The organism is Pseudonocardia sp. SID8383, from assembly GCF_009864975.1.
GTDB classification, from domain to species: Bacteria; Actinomycetota; Actinomycetes; order Mycobacteriales; family Pseudonocardiaceae; genus Pseudonocardia; species Pseudonocardia alni.
In genome coordinates this window covers 1-14,301 of sequence record NZ_WWFY01000075.1, presented here as the reverse complement: position 1 = coordinate 14,301, position 14,301 = coordinate 1, and the positions used below count along the sequence as shown (strand labels likewise).

Below are 14,301 nucleotides of genomic sequence, written 5' to 3'. Positions count from 1 at the left end.
GCGCTCGGGGTGGACACGCTGCGCGCCGCCGGGGCCCCGGCCGACCGCACCGAGTACCTGACCCGGCCCGACCTGGGCCGCCGCCTCGCCGACGGCGCCGACCTGCCGCGCGGGGAGCACGACGTGGTGCTCGTCGTCGCCGACGGGCTCTCGCCCCGCGCGGTCGCCGAGCACGCCCCGGGAATGCTGGCCGAGATCCTCGACCGGCTCGACGGGTGGCGGGTGGCGCCGGTCGTCGTCGCCACCCAGGCCCGGGTCGCGCTCGGCGACGAGATCGCGACCGCGGTCGGGGCGCGGCACGTCGTCGTGCTCGTCGGCGAGCGGCCGGGGATGAGCTCGGTCGACTCGCTCGGGCTGTACTTCACCTACGACGCCCACCGCGGCCGCCGCGACTCCGAGCGCAACTGCATCTCCAACGTCCGCCCGCCGCACGGCACCGGCTACGCCGCCGCCGCGACCACGCTCGCCCTGCTGATGAGCGAGGCGCGGCGGCTCAAGCTGTCCGGGGTCGCGCTCAAAGCGGACCCGGCGCTGCCCTCGGGAGACGCCGGGAGCTGAGCCTGCACCGGCAGGTCTCCCTGCGCGTCGTCCCGTCGAAGCGCGCGGCGGGATGAACCAGGACCCCCTCCGTCAGCCGCTGACCCGCGGGTGGACGTCGGTGGGCCAGTCGTCGCCCGCTCGCGCCTCCTGCCGGGTCGTCCCGTCCGGCGACGGGCCGGTGGACGCCGCGTCGGCATCGGCGTACTGCTCCCGGATCGCCTCCTGCGCCGACTCCGGCAACTCGTGCAGCATCGCCTGCACCCGCTCACGGCGGCGGTGCACCGCCTGCCGGTCGGGCGTCCCGGTCGAGGCCACGAGCTGCGGCTTCATCTCGGGACGCCCCTCCAGCTCACCGCCGGCCTCCTCCATCTCCCGGGCGGCCTGCGCGGCGTCCTTCTCCTCCGACATCCCGATCGGCCCCTCACGACGACCGTTCAGGAACTGCGCCACCACCGGCTCGTCGGAGGTCAGCAACACCTCCCGCGGACCGAACATCGCCAGGTGCTTGCGGTAGAGCAGCCCGATGTTGTCCGGCACCGTCTGCGCCGAGTTGATGTCGTGGGTGACGATCAGGAACGTCGAGTCCGTCATCGCGTTCAGATCGATGATCAGCTGGTTCAGATACGCCGTGCGCACCGGGTCCAGACCCGAGTCCGGCTCGTCGAAAAGAATGATCTTCGGATCCAGCACCAACGCCCGCGCCAGCCCCGCCCGCTTACGCATACCGCCCGAGATCTCACCCGGCAGCTTGCCCTCGGCACCGACCAGACCGACCATGTCGATCTTCTCCATGACGATGTCCCGAATCGCCGACTCCGACTTACGCGTGTGCTCCCGCAACGGGAACGCGATGTTGTCGAACAGGTTCATCGACCCGAACAAGGCACCGTCCTGGAACAGCACCCCGAACAGCTTCCGGATCTCGTACAGCTCGGACTCCGAGCACTTGCACAGGTCGACGCCCTCGATGACGATCGATCCCCGCTCCGGCTTGAGCAGCCCGATCAGGGACTTCAGGAACACCGACTTACCGGTACCCGACGGTCCGAGCAGCACCGACACCTCGCCCGCGGGCAGCGTCAGGCTCACGTCCGACCAGATGTTGGCCCGACCGAAGGACTTCGTCAGCCCCTCGACCTTCACCTCGACACCCGTCATGGGGTCACGTCTCCTTCTCGCCTGGAAGTTGCGCAGGTCGGACACGAGCCACCGGCCGTCGACCCGCTCGACCGTGACCTCGGCGCGGCCCGCGGTGGTGCGGCGGCTCGCCGGTGCGGGCGGCCTCCTGCGTGAAGTAGAGCAGGGCGGTGACCCGGTCGTCGTCGGCGGACACCACGCCGGCCCGGGCGACGACGGTCCGTGTCCCCACCCCGCGGTCCAGGGCCGGGCGCCCGGATGCCGATCCTGGAGGGCGCGCGGGCGCCGGCCGAGCGCCGGCGGCCGCGGTTCACCGGGGCCTGAGCGCGGCGGACCCGGCCCCGACGAGGCGCAGCGCGAACTCCGCGAGCTGCCAGGCGACCTCGTTCTCCCCCGGGCCCGCATCGTCGCGGAACCACACCGCGACGCCCATCCCCTGGTCGAGGATCGCGTACGACGCGAGCTGCGGCGACGCGACCGAGAACACCCCGGCGTCGGCACCGTCGGCGATCAGCCGCCGGAAGCGCTGCTCGTAGTCGGCACGTCTGGCGAGGATCTCCGACCGGTGCGGTTCGGTCAGGCTGCGCAGCTCCCGGTTGCCGACGAAGGCCTCCACCCGGTTCCGGGCGTGGAAGCGCACGTGCGCCTCGACGGCGCGGCGCAGCCGTTCGACCGGGTCGTCGATCCCGGCCACCGCGGCGTCGTGCTCGCGGATCAGCGCGTCCATGGTGGCGTCGATGACCGAGGCGAGCAGCTCCTGCTTGGAGCGGACGTGCTTGTAGAGGCTCGGCCCGCGGATCCCGACGGCGGCTCCGATGTCGGCCATCGTCGTCGCCTCGTAGCCGCGGCGGGCGAACTCCGCCAGCGCCGCCGACCGGATCTGATCGCTCCGCACGGCTAGCAGTCTATAGCCGCGATGTGAGATGTGGCTCCCGACGCTGTCCTCGGCTGCCGCGATGCTGCTACAAGATGGCTAACAATCATTAGCCGATGGAGGAGACATGGCGGTCGACCTCGCCCAGGACGCGCACGTGCAGGACCTCGCGGAGCGGACGGCACGCTTCGTCCGGGAGGTGGTGGTCCCGGTCGAGGAGGCCCACGGCGGCGTCCTGCCGTCGGACGGGGAGCGGGTCCGGCTGCAGGACGCCGCCCGCGCCGCGGGCGTGTTCGCCCCGCACGCCGCCCCCGAGTTCGGCGGGCACGGCCTGGACATGTGCGGCCGCGCCGCGGTGTTCACCGAGGCCGGCTACTCGCTGCTCGGCCCGATCGCGCTGAACATCGCCGCCCCCGACGAGGGCAACATCCACCTGCTCGAGCGGATCGCCTCGGAGGACCAGAAGGTCCGCTACCTCGCCCCGCTCGCCGCCGGGGACGTGCGCTCGTGCTTCGCGATGACCGAGCCCTCCCCCGGCGCCGGGTCCGACCCCGACGCGCTGTCCACCACGGCCACCCGGGTCGACGGCGGCTGGCGGATCGACGGCCGGAAGTGGTTCATCACCGGCGCCGACGGCGCCGCGTTCGCCATCGTCATGGCCCGCACCAGCGGCGTGCCCGGCGACCGTGGTGGTGCGACGATGTTCCTCGTCGACGCCGACAACCCCGGCATGACGATCGGCCGCCACATCCCGACGCTGGACGAGTCGCTCTACGGCGGGCACCTGGAGGTCGAGTTCTCCGACTGCCGCGTCACCGACGACGCCGTGCTGGGTGAGGTCGACGAGGGCTACCGCTACGCCCAGGTGCGTCTCGGCCCGGCCCGGTTGACCCACTGCATGCGCTGGCTGGGCATCGCGCGCCGCGCCCAGGACATCGCCGTGGCCTGGGCGACGGAGCGGCAGGTGTTCGGGTCGCGGCTGGCCGACCTCGGGATGGCGCAGGCGATGATCGCCGACAACGAGATCGACATCGCCGCCGCGCGCGGGCTGATCCTGCACGCCTGCTGGGAGCTCGACCAGGGCCGCCCCGCCGGGATGGAGGTCTCGATCGCCAAGACCTTCACCGCGGAGGCCGTGTGGCGGGTCGTCGACCGGGCCCTGCAGCTCAACGGCGGCCGCGGCGTCTCCGGGGACGTGCTGCTGGGCCGGTTCCTGCGCGAGGTGCGCCCGTTCCGCATCTACGACGGCCCCTCGGAGACCCACCGCTGGTCGATCGCCCGCCGCGCCGTCGCGCGGGCCACCCGATGAGCCCCGACGGCCTGGACCTGACCGCGCTGGACGCGTTCCTGCGCCGGCACGTCGACGGCTACCGCGGCGGGGTCACCGCCGAACTCGTCTCGGGCGGGCGGTCCAACCTCACCTACCGGGTCACCGACGGCGAGCACGTCTGGATCCTGCGCCGCCCCCCGCTCGGCACGCTGACCCCGTCCGCGCACGACATGGGCCGCGAGTACCGGGTCGTCGCCGCCCTCGCCGGGTCCGGGGTCCCGGTCGCACCGGCGGTGGCGCTGGCCGACGAGTCGGTGCTGGGGGTGCCGTTCGCGCTCACCGGGTTCGTCGACGGGATCGTGGTGCGCAGCGAGGACGACCTCGCCGCCCTGGACGACGCAGGCGTGCGGGCGACCGCGTTCTCCCTGGTCGACACCCTCGCCGCGCTGCACGCCGTCGACGTCACCACCGGTCCGCCGGCCGAGCTGGGCCGCCCCGCCGGGTACCTGCGCCGCCAGGTCGAGCGCTGGTACGGCCAGTGGCAGCGCGTCGCCACCCGCGAGCTGCCCGACGTCGACACCCTGCACGGCCTGCTCGAGGCGACCTGCCCGGCCGAGAGCGACCACGCCGTCGTGCACGGGGACTTCCGCATCGACAACGCCATCCTCGACCGCGACGACCCCACCGTGGTGCGCGCCCTGGTCGACTGGGAGATGGCCACCCTCGGCGACCCGCTGGCCGACCTGGCCCTGCACGTCGTCTACGGCGACCCCGTGTTCGCCCCGGTCCTGGCCGGGGCCGCGGCCTCCACCAGCCCCCGGATGCCGGGTGCCGACGAGCTCGTGGAGCGCTACGCCGCGTCGTCCGGGCGCGAGCCGCGGGACTGGGCGTTCCACCTCGGCCTGGCCTACCTCAAGGTCGCCGTCATCGCCGAGGGCATCCATGCCCGGCACCTGCGCGGCGACACCCGCGGCGATGGTTTCGCGACGGTCGGCGAGGCCACCGCACCGCTGGCAGCAGCCGGTGTGCTCGCCGCCTGCGGCTGATCCACGGGCTCGGCGTCGATCCGCTCGTGCTCGGCGTGCTCGAGCAGGCGGTCGGGCACCTCGGCGGGCGGGCCCTCCGGCAGCGCCCGGACATGCGGGATCGTCGCCGCAGCCCGGGACGCACTCACGGCCGGCGTCGTGCAGCGCACCGCTCAGCGGCACCTCGCCGGTCGCGCGCCGCAGGTCGGGACCCACGTCCGCGCCGCGCACGGCGTGCCCATGAGGCCGGACGCCGCCCGCGCGTCGATGGTGTCGGGGACGACGACCCGGTCGCCGTGGCGGCTGGGCGGCCCGGGCAGACCTCGTCGACGCAGTCACGATCGGGCCCTCGGACGATTGGGATCCCACCGGCCGGGTAGGGCCTCCACAACGGGTGTGGCGCCGGCACGGCGGCACCAGCAGTCGACGGTGGAGGTTGCCCCATGGATGGACACAGCGACGACTACTCGGAGGCCGACCTGGAGGTCGGGTCGCCCGAGGACCACGCCGTCGGTGCGACGGCCGTCGCGGTGTCGATGAAGCGGTCGCTGGAGCGGATGGGCCCGTCCCGCACCGCCCGCACGCTGCTGAAGCTGAACCAGGCCGAGGGCTTCGACTGCACCAGCTGCGCCTGGCCGGACCCCGACCCAGGGCACCGCTCGGTCGCCGAGTTCTGCGAGAACGGGGCGAAGGCGATCGCCGAGGAGGCGACGACGCGGCGGGCGACACCGGAGTTCTTCGCCCGCCACAGCGTCGCCGAACTCGACGACCGGTCGGAGTACTGGCTCGGTCAGCAGGGCCGGATCACCCACCCCATGGTGCGACGCCCCGGCGGCACGCACTACGAGCCGATCGGCTGGGACGACGCGTTCCGGCTCGTCGCCGACGAGCTGAACGGCCTGGACGACCCCGGCGAGGCCACCTTCTACACCTCCGGGCGGGCGTCCAACGAGGCCGCGTTCGTCTACCAGCTCTTCGCCAGGGCGTTCGGGACGAACAACCTGCCGGACTGCTCGAACATGTGCCACGAGTCGACCTCGATCGCCCTGCAGGAGTCGATCGGGATCGGCAAGGCCAGCGTGACGCTGCCCGACCTGCTCGAGGCGGACGTCATCGTCATCGCCGGGCAGAACCCGGGCACCAACCACCCGCGGATGCTGACCCAGCTCGAGCACGCCAAGAAGAACGGCGCCACGATCCTCACGATCAACCCGCTGCGCGAGGCCGGGCTGATGCGGTTCAAGAACCCGCAGACCCCCCAGGGGGTGCTCGGGCGCGGTACCGACATGTCCGACCTGCACCTGCCGGTCCGGGTCAACGGCGATCTGGCGCTGTTCCAGGCCATCGGCTCGCTGCTCGTCGAGTGGGACGCCCTCGACCACGAGTTCCTCGACCGCCACACCACCGGCTTCGACGCCTGGCGCGAGCACGTCGCCTCGATCGATCGCGACGCCGTCACCCGGTCCACCGGGCTGTCCTGGGCCGACATCACCCGCGCCGCGGCCCTGTTGCGGGACTCGCGCAAGACCGTCTTCTGCTGGGCGATGGGCCTCACCCAGCACCGCAACGGCGTCGCGACGATCAAGGAGGTCGTCAACGTCGCCCTGGCCCAGGGCAACATCGGTCGTCCGGGCGCCGGGCTGTTCCCGGTCCGCGGCCACTCCAACGTCCAGGGCGACCGCACCATGGGCATCTGGGAACGCGTCCCGGACTCCTTCCTCGACTCCCTGCAGACCGAGTTCGCGTTCGACCCGCCCCGCGCACACGGTTTCGACACCGTCGACAGCATCCGGGCCATGCGCGACCGCCGGGTGAAGGTCTTCGTCGGCCTCGGCGGCAACTTCCTGCAGGCCGCACCGGACACCGACGTCACGACCGCGGCGCTGAGCGGCACCCGGCTGACCGTGCAGATCTCGACGAAGATCAACCGGTCGCACCTGCACGGCGGCCGGACCGCGCTGATCCTGCCCACCCTGGGGCGGACCGAGCGCGACGTCCAGGAGTCCGGACCGCAGTTCGTCTCGGTCGAGGACTCCACGTGCTCCGTGCACTCGTCCCGCGGCCCGCTGCCGCCGGCGAGCCCGCACCTGCGCTCGGAGGTCGCGATCCTCACCGGGATCGCCGAGGCCACCCTGGGCGACCGGTACGGCATCGACTGGGCGGCGATGCGCGGGGACTACCGCCGCATCCGCGACCACATCTCCCGCGTCGTGACCGGGTGCGAGAGCTACGAGGTGAACGTCCGCCGCCCCGGCGGGTTCGTCCTGCCGCACCCGCCGCGGGACTCGCGGACCTTCGAGACCGCGTCCGGCCGCGGCGAGTTCGAGGTGTCCCCGATCGAGGTACTGGAGGTTCCCGACGGGCACCTGCTGCTCCAGACCCTGCGCAGCCACGACCAGTTCAACACCACCATCTACGGCCTGTCGGACCGCTACCGCGGCATCGAGGGCGGACGGCGGGTCGTGTTCTGCCACCGCGAGGACATCGCGGCGCTCGGGTACTCCGAGGGCGACCACGTGGACCTGATCACGCGCTGGGAGGGCGACGAGCACGTGCGCTGCGCGTCCGACTTCCGCCTGGTGGCCTACGACGTCCCGCGGGGTACCGCGGCGGCGTACTACCCGGAGACGAACCCGCTGGTCCCGCTCGACGCCACCGCGCTGAAGAGCAACCAGCCGGCGTCGAAGTCGGTGGTGGTCCGGCTCGGCGTGGCCGGGAGCGAGGAGTGCGACCCGCGGGGCGCCCAGGGAGCGGTCGGCGACGACGACGGCCACAAGTCCCGGCCGGAGGTGTCGCACCTGTCCTGACCGTGAGGCGTGCCGGGGCTCACCAGGGGACGACCGCTCCGGTGTGGTCGAGGAACTGCAGGCCGCCGTCGTGCGCGTGGCCCACCAGGACCTCGGCCACCCCGCGCGCGCTCTCCGCGACGGTCAGCCGGGCCCCGGGGCCGCCCAGCTCGGTCTGCACCCACCCCGGGTGCAGGAGCAGCAGGGTGCGCGGGTCCTGCGCCGTCCGGGCGGCGTAGCTGCGCATGAGCTGGTTGAGCGCGGACTTGCTCGCCCGGTAGACCTCGTGCCCGCCCCGGGTGTTGAACCCGATGCTGCCCTGCCGCGACGACATGACCCCGATCGTGCCGGTGGGCGGGACCAGCGGGGCGAGCCCCTCGACGACCCGCATCGGGCTCAGCGCGTTGGTCACCATGACCTCGACGAACACCTCGGTGGGCACCTGAGCGGCCGGCACGTCGGCGTCGGTGATGCCGGCGTTGACGAACAACAGGTCGATCCGGCGGTCGCCGAGCCGCTCGCGCAGCGCGTCGATCTGCCCGGTGTCGGTGATGTCGAGGTGCTCGACGGTCACCCGCCCGGTCCGGTCGGCGAGTGCCGCGAGGGCCTCCGGGGTCTCACCACGCACGGTGGCGACGACGTCGAACCCCCGCTCGGCGAGTTCGCCCGCCAGGGCGAGCCCGAGTGAGCGCGAGGCCCCGACGACGAGTGCGGTGCGGTCGGTCATGTCTGCTCCTGGGTGTCGGTGCGGGGGTCGCCGGCGAGCCCGTTCTCGATCCGGCGCAGCAGGACGACGGCCGTGTCGATCCCCGCGGGCTCGTCCGCGACCCCGGCGAGCAGCTCACTCCAGATGCGACGCAGCTCGCGCAGGTTCTGCTCGGCGCGGTCGGTCGGGTACAGCCGGACCCGGCGCGCGTCGTCGGGGTCGGACACGCGCCGCACCAGGCCCTTGGCCTCGAGGTTGCGCAGCGCCCGGCTGGTGTTGCTGGAGATCAGCCGGGTCGCCCGGGCGACGGCACCGGCGGTGATGCCCGGCTCCCGGTCGACCACGCGCATCACCGCGCTCTCCAGCGGGGTCCAGCTCTGCCCGGCGAACGCGGGCTCCTTCGACGCGTGGATGAGCCTGCCGACCGCGAGGATGCGGTCGGCCAGCTCGAACAGCCGGGTCTCCTGGTCGTCGTCCACGCCGTCACGGTACATCCAATAGCTGTCACACGACAGGTATCAGACGACAGTGTTCGGGTCGGGGAACATCCGCACGGCGGTGACGTCGTCGCCGGCCGGGACCCGGTCGAGGCCGACGATGCGGTCGACGACCATGTTCTGGAAGCGGTGGACGGGCTCCTCGAAGCGGAAGCACATCCGGCCGCCGCGGAAGGCCGGGTCCACCAGGCCCTGCTGGACCCGCTCGACGATCTCCAGGTCCTGGCGGTTGACCAGGTCCCAGAACGCCTCGAGCTGGTCGAGCCCCGCGCGGCCGTCCTCGTCGTCGACGAACTCGGGGTGGGTGAGCAGCACCGCGGTCTCCTCCGTCCGGCCGGCCGCCACCGGGCGGTTGAACAGCACGAAGGCGTGGTTGGGCAGGACCACCAGCGCGCAGCTCGGGAACAGCCAGACGAAGCGGCCGCTGTCCGCGTCGCCGGGGCCGAGCGTGCTCAGCGGCGCCGGGCCGTCCCAGCCGCCGGCCTCGGTGTTGCGCGACACCGGGGTGGTGCACATGCCCGTGTACATGCCGGGGCCCTGCCAGCGGTAGTGGTCGGAGAACCGCGAGACCCGGTTGAGCTCGGGGTGCACCCAGGGCAGGTGGTAGTACTCCATGAAGTTCTCGCCGACGAGCTTGTAGTTGGCCGCGACGTCGTAGCGGCGGCGACGGCGGGGCGACCAGGTCTCCAGCCGGTGGCCGGCGAACCGGGCGGGCAGGTCACCGAGCTGCTCGCGCAGCGGGCCCGGGTCGCGGCCGAGGTGGACGAACAGCAGGAACCCCCAGCTGTCGACGGCGACGGGGAGCAGCGCCTGGTCGGCGCGGTCGAAGCCGGTGGCGACCGAGGTGTCGAACACGGGCTCCTGCCCGGCCGGGACGTCGGAGCCCTCGAACAGCGGGGTGCCCAGGCACGCGCCGTCGGTGTCGTAGGTCCAGCTGTGGTACGGGCAGCGGATGCGGCCGCGCCTGCCGACCTCGCGGGCCCCGGCGTCGAGCAGCCGGGTGGCGCGGTGGCGGCAGACGTTGTGGAAGGCGCGCAGCTCGCCGTGCCGGTTGCGGGTGACGATCACCGACCGCCCGGCGACCTCGACGACGACGCAGGCGCCGTGCCGGTCGACGTCGGCGGTGAGGCCGACCGCGACCCAGCCGGTCGCGAACACCCGCTCCCGTTCGAGGGCGAAGAACTCCGGTGAGGTGTAGGCGTCGGGCAGCAGGGTCGACGCCTGGTCCACGGGGAGGCGGGTGTGCCGGTAGGTGGCCTCGTCGCCGAACGTGGCGGGGTCGACCGGCCGGGCGGGCAGGGCGTCGTGGGGGGCGGGCGCCGGGCCCGGGGTGACCGGGAGGTCGATGCTCACGGGGGTCTCCTCTCGTCGCGGGACGGACGGGCTCAGGTGTGGAAGCTGCGCGGAAAGGCGGGGTCGGTCAGTGCGGGCCGGGTGACGGAGAAGGCGTCGACCGGATGCGCCGGCTCCTTCCCGAGAGCGAGGTCGGTGAGCAGCGCACCGATCAGCGCGGCGAACTTGTACGCGTGCCCCGCCCCGATGGCGACGACGACCTGCGGGGTGCCGGGCAGGGTGTCGAGGACGAAGTCCTGGTCCGGCGGGACGGTGTAGAGACAGGTCCTCGAGTACAGCTCCGGACCGCGGAACCGCGGCAGGTGCCGGGCGAGGAAGGCGTCGTAGCGCTCGCGGCGGACCGGGTCGGGATCGAACGAGCGGCCGTCGGCGGTGGTCTCCTCGCCGCCCATGTGCTGACCGAGCTTGGTCGCGACCTCGCCGTACACCGGGAAGCCGTAGAAGTTGTGCTCGCCGTGCCACATGAACACCGGGAACCGGCCGGGCGAGAACTCGGCCAGATGCGGGGTCGCGTAGTAGGTGACCTGCTCGCGCAGCACGGTCAGCGGCAGCCGCAGCCCGACCCCGGCGAGCAGCTGGTTGGTCCAGGCGTCGGCGGCCAGTACGACGCGGTCGGCGTGCAGGGTGCCCCCGTCGGTGACGACCGCGACCCCGCCGCCGTCGGCCCGGATCGACCGGACCGGGGTGTGCGGTCGGACCTCGGCGCCGTGCGCCCGGGCCAGCGCGACGTGCACCGCGTTCGCCCGCGCGGCGTCGACGATGCCGGACTCCTCCTGGTAGAGGGCCTGCTCACCACCGGAGGTCCGGAACTGGGGCCAGCGCCCGGTGAGGGCGTCGGCGTCGAGCAGCTCGTAGCCGACGCCGTGGCGGTCGAACAGCGCCGTGTAACCCTCGATGTTGCGGGTGCCGGTCGCGGTGCCCGCGCGGGCGACCCGGTCCTCGATCACCAGCCCGCCGGTGCGGGTGACGAGCCGCTGACCGGACTCCTCCTCGACGGCGGCCCAGGCCCGGTAGGCGGGTGCGGCCAGGGCGGCGTAGGCGTCCTGGTGCTGGGCGAGCCGGATGATCCGCGAGTGGTCCTGGGAGGCGCCCCGGTGGTGTCCGAGCGCGAACTGCTCCAGGCCCAGTACCCCCGGCCCGAGCTCGGTGGCGAGCCGGTGCAGCGTGGCCGAGCCGAGCCCCCCGAGGCCGATGACGATCGCGCGGTACGCACCCATCCGTCGTGCTCCTGCCGGTCCGCGGTGTGCTGACGACGACAGGGTGGGCGCCGGAAACCATTCAGGTCCATCACAGAATCGGACCCGGAATCTTGTACGTTCCGCGAATGATCGACCGGAGGCTGGGGGTGCTGGCCGCGATCGCCCGGCACGGGACGGTGACCGCGGCGGCCGAGGTGTGCCGGATGACGCCGTCGTCCGCCTCGCACCAGATGCAGGCGCTGGCCCGCGAGCTCGGGGTGACGCTGCTCGAACCCGACGGGCGACGGGTGCGCCTGACCGCCGCGGCGCGGACCCTGCTGGCGCACGGCGAGACGCTGCGGGCGCAGTGGGAACGGGCGCAGGCCGACCTGGCGGCCCACCGCGACGGCGACACCGGCGGGGCGCTGCGGTTCTGCGGGTTCTCCACCGCGGCGGCCGCCGTCGTGCCGGAGGTGCTGGGACGGCTGCGCACCGCCCACCCCGGGTGGGAGCTGCAGCTGCGGGAGTGCGAGCCGGCCCGGGCGTTCGACCTGCTCGCTGCGGGTGACACCGACATCGTGGTGGTCGTCGCGACGTCGAGCCTCCCGCCGGTGACCGACCCGGCGTTCGACCAGCGGACCCTGTTCGACGAGCCGCTGGACCTGCTGGTCGGCCCGGACCACCCGCTGGTCGGACGCGCGGACGTGGCGCTGGCCGACACGGCCGCGGAGCGGTGGATCTGCAGCAACCCGGGACGCGCCTACCACCAGCTCGTGACGATGGCCTGCGCCGGCGCGGGGTTCACGCCCGACATCGCCCACCACGCCGACGAGTGGGACACCGGCGCCGCGCTCGTCTCCCGCGGGTTCGGCGTCGCGCTGGTCCCCCGCCTGGCCGACGTCCCGGCCCGGCACGAGACCCGGCGCATCCGGATCGGCACGCCGCCGGTGCCGATCCGCCGGGTGGTCGCCGCGGTCCGCGCCGGTGCGCGGCACCGGCCCACGGTGGCCGCCGGGCTGGCGACCCTGGACGAGGTGTGCCGAGAGCTGGCCGACCGGCTCGCCGCGACCTGACCGCCCGGATCCCGGCCTACCGACCCGGCCGTTCCGGTGGGACACCGTCCAGCGCGTGACGACGGCGGGCCCCTCCGGACCGAGCATCGCGGACCGGGTCCTGGTCGTGCGGAGGGGCCGCGGCCAGCGGCAGCACGCGGCGACGGTACCCGCCACGATCAGGAGTGGCTCGCACGCCGACCTCCTCGAATCTCTCCCCCGCCCGGTATCGGGGCGGTGCCGCCGCGCAGGCCGGAGGCGAAGCTCCGCACCAGCGCGGTGACCCGACCGGGCGCCTCCACGTTGGTGAGGTGCGCGGCCCCGTCGATGACGACGTAGCGCCCGTCCGCCACCCCGTGGGCGACGATCTTCGCCATCTCCGGCGGCGTGGCCGGGTCGGCGCCACCGGCGATCACGAGTGTCGGGACGGTGATCTCCGCCAGCCGTCGCCGGACGTCGAAGGCGCCGATCGCCTCGCAGCATCCGGCGTAGCCCTCCGGGTCGGTCGCTCCGAGCATCCGCAGCAGACGGACGGCCTCCTCGTTGCGGGTGCGCACGAAGTCGTGGGTGAACCAGACCCCGGCCCGGCTCGTGATCATCGCGGCCGTCCCCTTCGCGCGGACCTCCTGCGCACGCGCCGGCCAGCTGGAGGGTTCGGCGAAGCGCGCGGCCGAGGCGATCACCGTGAGGGTCTCGAGACGGCCCGGGTGGTCGAGGACGATCTGCTGGCCGATGGCGCCGCCGATCGAGACCCCCGCGTAGTGGGCGCGGTCGATGGCGAGCCGGTCGAGCAGCGCGACGACGTCGCGCGCGAGGCCGGCCATCGTGTACGGCCCGGCGGGTGCCGGGCTCGCACCGTGCCCGGGCAGGTCGTAGCGCACGATGCGGAAGTCGTCGGCCAGGGCGTCGACCTGCTCGTCGAACAGGTGCAGGTCGGTGCCCAGCGACGGTCCGAGCACGAGGACGGGGGCACCCTCGCGGCCGTCGATCCGGTGCGCGAGGTCGATCGGGGCGTGGACGAACTCGACCTCCGGTTCGGACGCGCCCGCCCGGAAGGTCGCGGCCGCGTCCTCGACGCTGAACACGCCCTTCTCCCAGCCGTCGGCGAGCGGGGCGAAGTAGTCGAACGAGACGCGTTTGCGCCGGTAGCGCCACCCACCGTCGAGTCGCACGACGCGGTCGTCGTAGCGACCGGCGGCCACGTGCGGCACCCCGTCGCGGACGCAGGGCTGCCACAGCAGCGAGTGGACACGCGCCGCCGCGGGCTCGCCGTCGACGGTGTCGTCGTCCAGCTCGACCTCCAGGTTGGACACGTGGTGCCAGAACGAGGTGAGCCCCTCACGGGCCAGGCCGGCGAAGAAGCGGCGCAGACCGACCGGGCCCCGTACGTGGCGGAGGCCGACGAACTCGCCGTCGTCGGTGAACAGCGAGACCAGGGTGTCCCAGTCGCCGTCGTCGAGGGCCCGGCAGTAGCGCGCGTCGAGGGCCCGGATCTCCTCGATGGCCTCCAGCCGGGCGAGGCGCTGCTCCGCGGTGGTCATCGGAGCGCGCCGCCGTCCCCGGCGAAGACGACCGAGACCGGGCCGTCCGGTGACGGCCGGTCCCCCGCGGCCGCGACGATCCGCACCTGCCCGTCGGGCAGCACCTCGACGTCGGCCGCCCTGCCGTCGACGAGGCCGTGGTAGCGGCCGGGCGGTGGGAGCGCCGTCCCGGGCTCGGGACGGACGACGTCACCGCGGCGCGCGCCGTCGACCCGGTGCGGGCGGCCGAGGGCCCGCGCCGCGGCGTCGAGCCGGCCCGACCGGATGCACCGCCGGGCGTGGGTGGACGAGCACGGGGCGTCGACCACGCGCAGCAGCGGCACCACGTGGGTGGAGAAGCCG

At 73.7% G+C, this 14,301-nt stretch carries 12 protein-coding genes and 1 pseudogene; 5 read left to right on the top strand and 8 right to left on the bottom strand.

Annotated features, from left to right (window positions below; translation table 11 throughout):
* A partial coding sequence (locus GTW08_RS01780) for an ethanolamine ammonia-lyase light chain EutC (protein ID WP_161151304.1) occupies nucleotides 1-558 on the top strand: 558 nt, incomplete at its 5' end.
* A gap of 72 nt (nucleotides 559-630) precedes the next feature.
* On the opposite strand, the gene GTW08_RS01775 is transcribed toward GTW08_RS01780, so the two are convergent.
* Both GTW08_RS01775 and GTW08_RS01770 read right to left on the bottom strand, forming a co-directional pair.
* Nucleotides 631-1,698 (bottom strand): ABC transporter ATP-binding protein, encoded by a 1,068-nt coding sequence (locus GTW08_RS01775; protein ID WP_073577363.1) that lies wholly within the window; start codon nucleotides 1,696-1,698, stop codon nucleotides 631-633.
* Between the two features lie 289 nt (nucleotides 1,699-1,987).
* Entirely contained in the window at nucleotides 1,988-2,572 is a 585-nt protein-coding gene (locus tag GTW08_RS01770; RefSeq protein ID WP_073577362.1) for a TetR/AcrR family transcriptional regulator, read from the bottom strand.
* A 106-nt stretch (nucleotides 2,573-2,678) separates the two neighbouring features.
* On the opposite strand from GTW08_RS01770, the gene GTW08_RS01765 reads away from it, so the two are divergent.
* The 3 genes from GTW08_RS01765 to GTW08_RS01755 all read left to right on the top strand — a co-directional run bounded on the left by GTW08_RS01765 (nucleotide 2,679) and on the right by GTW08_RS01755 (nucleotide 7,653).
* On the top strand, nucleotides 2,679-3,860 hold the full coding sequence (locus tag GTW08_RS01765) for an acyl-CoA dehydrogenase family protein (protein ID WP_073577361.1): 1,182 nt from the start codon (nucleotides 2,679-2,681) through the stop codon (nucleotides 3,858-3,860).
* On the top strand, nucleotides 3,857-4,867 hold the full coding sequence (locus tag GTW08_RS01760) for a phosphotransferase family protein (RefSeq protein ID WP_073577360.1): 1,011 nt from the start codon (nucleotides 3,857-3,859) through the stop codon (nucleotides 4,865-4,867). The genes GTW08_RS01765 and GTW08_RS01760 overlap by 4 nt, the downstream gene beginning before the upstream one ends.
* Nucleotides 4,868-5,289: 422 nt before the next feature.
* Complete coding sequence (locus GTW08_RS01755) at nucleotides 5,290-7,653, top strand: FdhF/YdeP family oxidoreductase (protein WP_161151303.1); 2,364 nt, start codon at nucleotides 5,290-5,292, stop codon at nucleotides 7,651-7,653.
* Between the two features lie 19 nt (nucleotides 7,654-7,672).
* Here the strand turns inward: GTW08_RS01755 and GTW08_RS01750 are convergent, their stop codons facing one another.
* The 4 genes from GTW08_RS01750 to solA are packed head-to-tail and all read right to left on the bottom strand — an operon-like array spanning nucleotide 7,673 to nucleotide 11,405.
* Nucleotides 7,673-8,359 (bottom strand): SDR family oxidoreductase, encoded by a 687-nt coding sequence (locus GTW08_RS01750; RefSeq protein ID WP_073577358.1) that lies wholly within the window; start codon nucleotides 8,357-8,359, stop codon nucleotides 7,673-7,675.
* Complete coding sequence (locus tag GTW08_RS01745; RefSeq protein WP_073577469.1) at nucleotides 8,356-8,817, bottom strand: MarR family transcriptional regulator; 462 nt, start codon at nucleotides 8,815-8,817, stop codon at nucleotides 8,356-8,358. The genes GTW08_RS01750 and GTW08_RS01745 overlap by 4 nt, the downstream gene beginning before the upstream one ends.
* A gap of 39 nt (nucleotides 8,818-8,856) precedes the next feature.
* Nucleotides 8,857-10,188: an aromatic ring-hydroxylating oxygenase subunit alpha gene (locus tag GTW08_RS01740; RefSeq protein WP_083658956.1), complete on the bottom strand. Its 1,332-nt coding sequence runs from the start codon at nucleotides 10,186-10,188 to the stop codon at nucleotides 8,857-8,859.
* A 32-nt stretch (nucleotides 10,189-10,220) separates the two neighbouring features.
* A complete protein-coding gene (solA, locus tag GTW08_RS01735) occupies nucleotides 10,221-11,405 on the bottom strand; it encodes an N-methyl-L-tryptophan oxidase (RefSeq protein ID WP_073577357.1) in 1,185 nt (394 codons plus the stop codon).
* A gap of 107 nt (nucleotides 11,406-11,512) precedes the next feature.
* Here solA and GTW08_RS01730 point away from each other — a divergent pair, with 107 nt between their 5' ends.
* Complete coding sequence (locus GTW08_RS01730) at nucleotides 11,513-12,439, top strand: LysR substrate-binding domain-containing protein (protein WP_073577356.1); 927 nt, start codon at nucleotides 11,513-11,515, stop codon at nucleotides 12,437-12,439.
* Nucleotides 12,440-12,597: 158 nt separating this feature from the next.
* Here the strand turns inward: GTW08_RS01730 and pcaD are convergent, their stop codons facing one another.
* Together pcaD and GTW08_RS01715 are read right to left on the bottom strand one after the other, a co-directional pair.
* Nucleotides 12,598-13,959, bottom strand: a complete 1,362-nt coding sequence (pcaD, locus tag GTW08_RS31385) for a 3-oxoadipate enol-lactonase (RefSeq protein WP_237453455.1) — start codon at nucleotides 13,957-13,959, stop codon at nucleotides 12,598-12,600.
* Nucleotides 13,956-14,301 (bottom strand): annotated as a pseudogene (locus GTW08_RS01715) (hypothetical protein); the annotation flags it as partial. The pseudogene GTW08_RS01715 and the gene pcaD, both read right to left, overlap by 4 nt.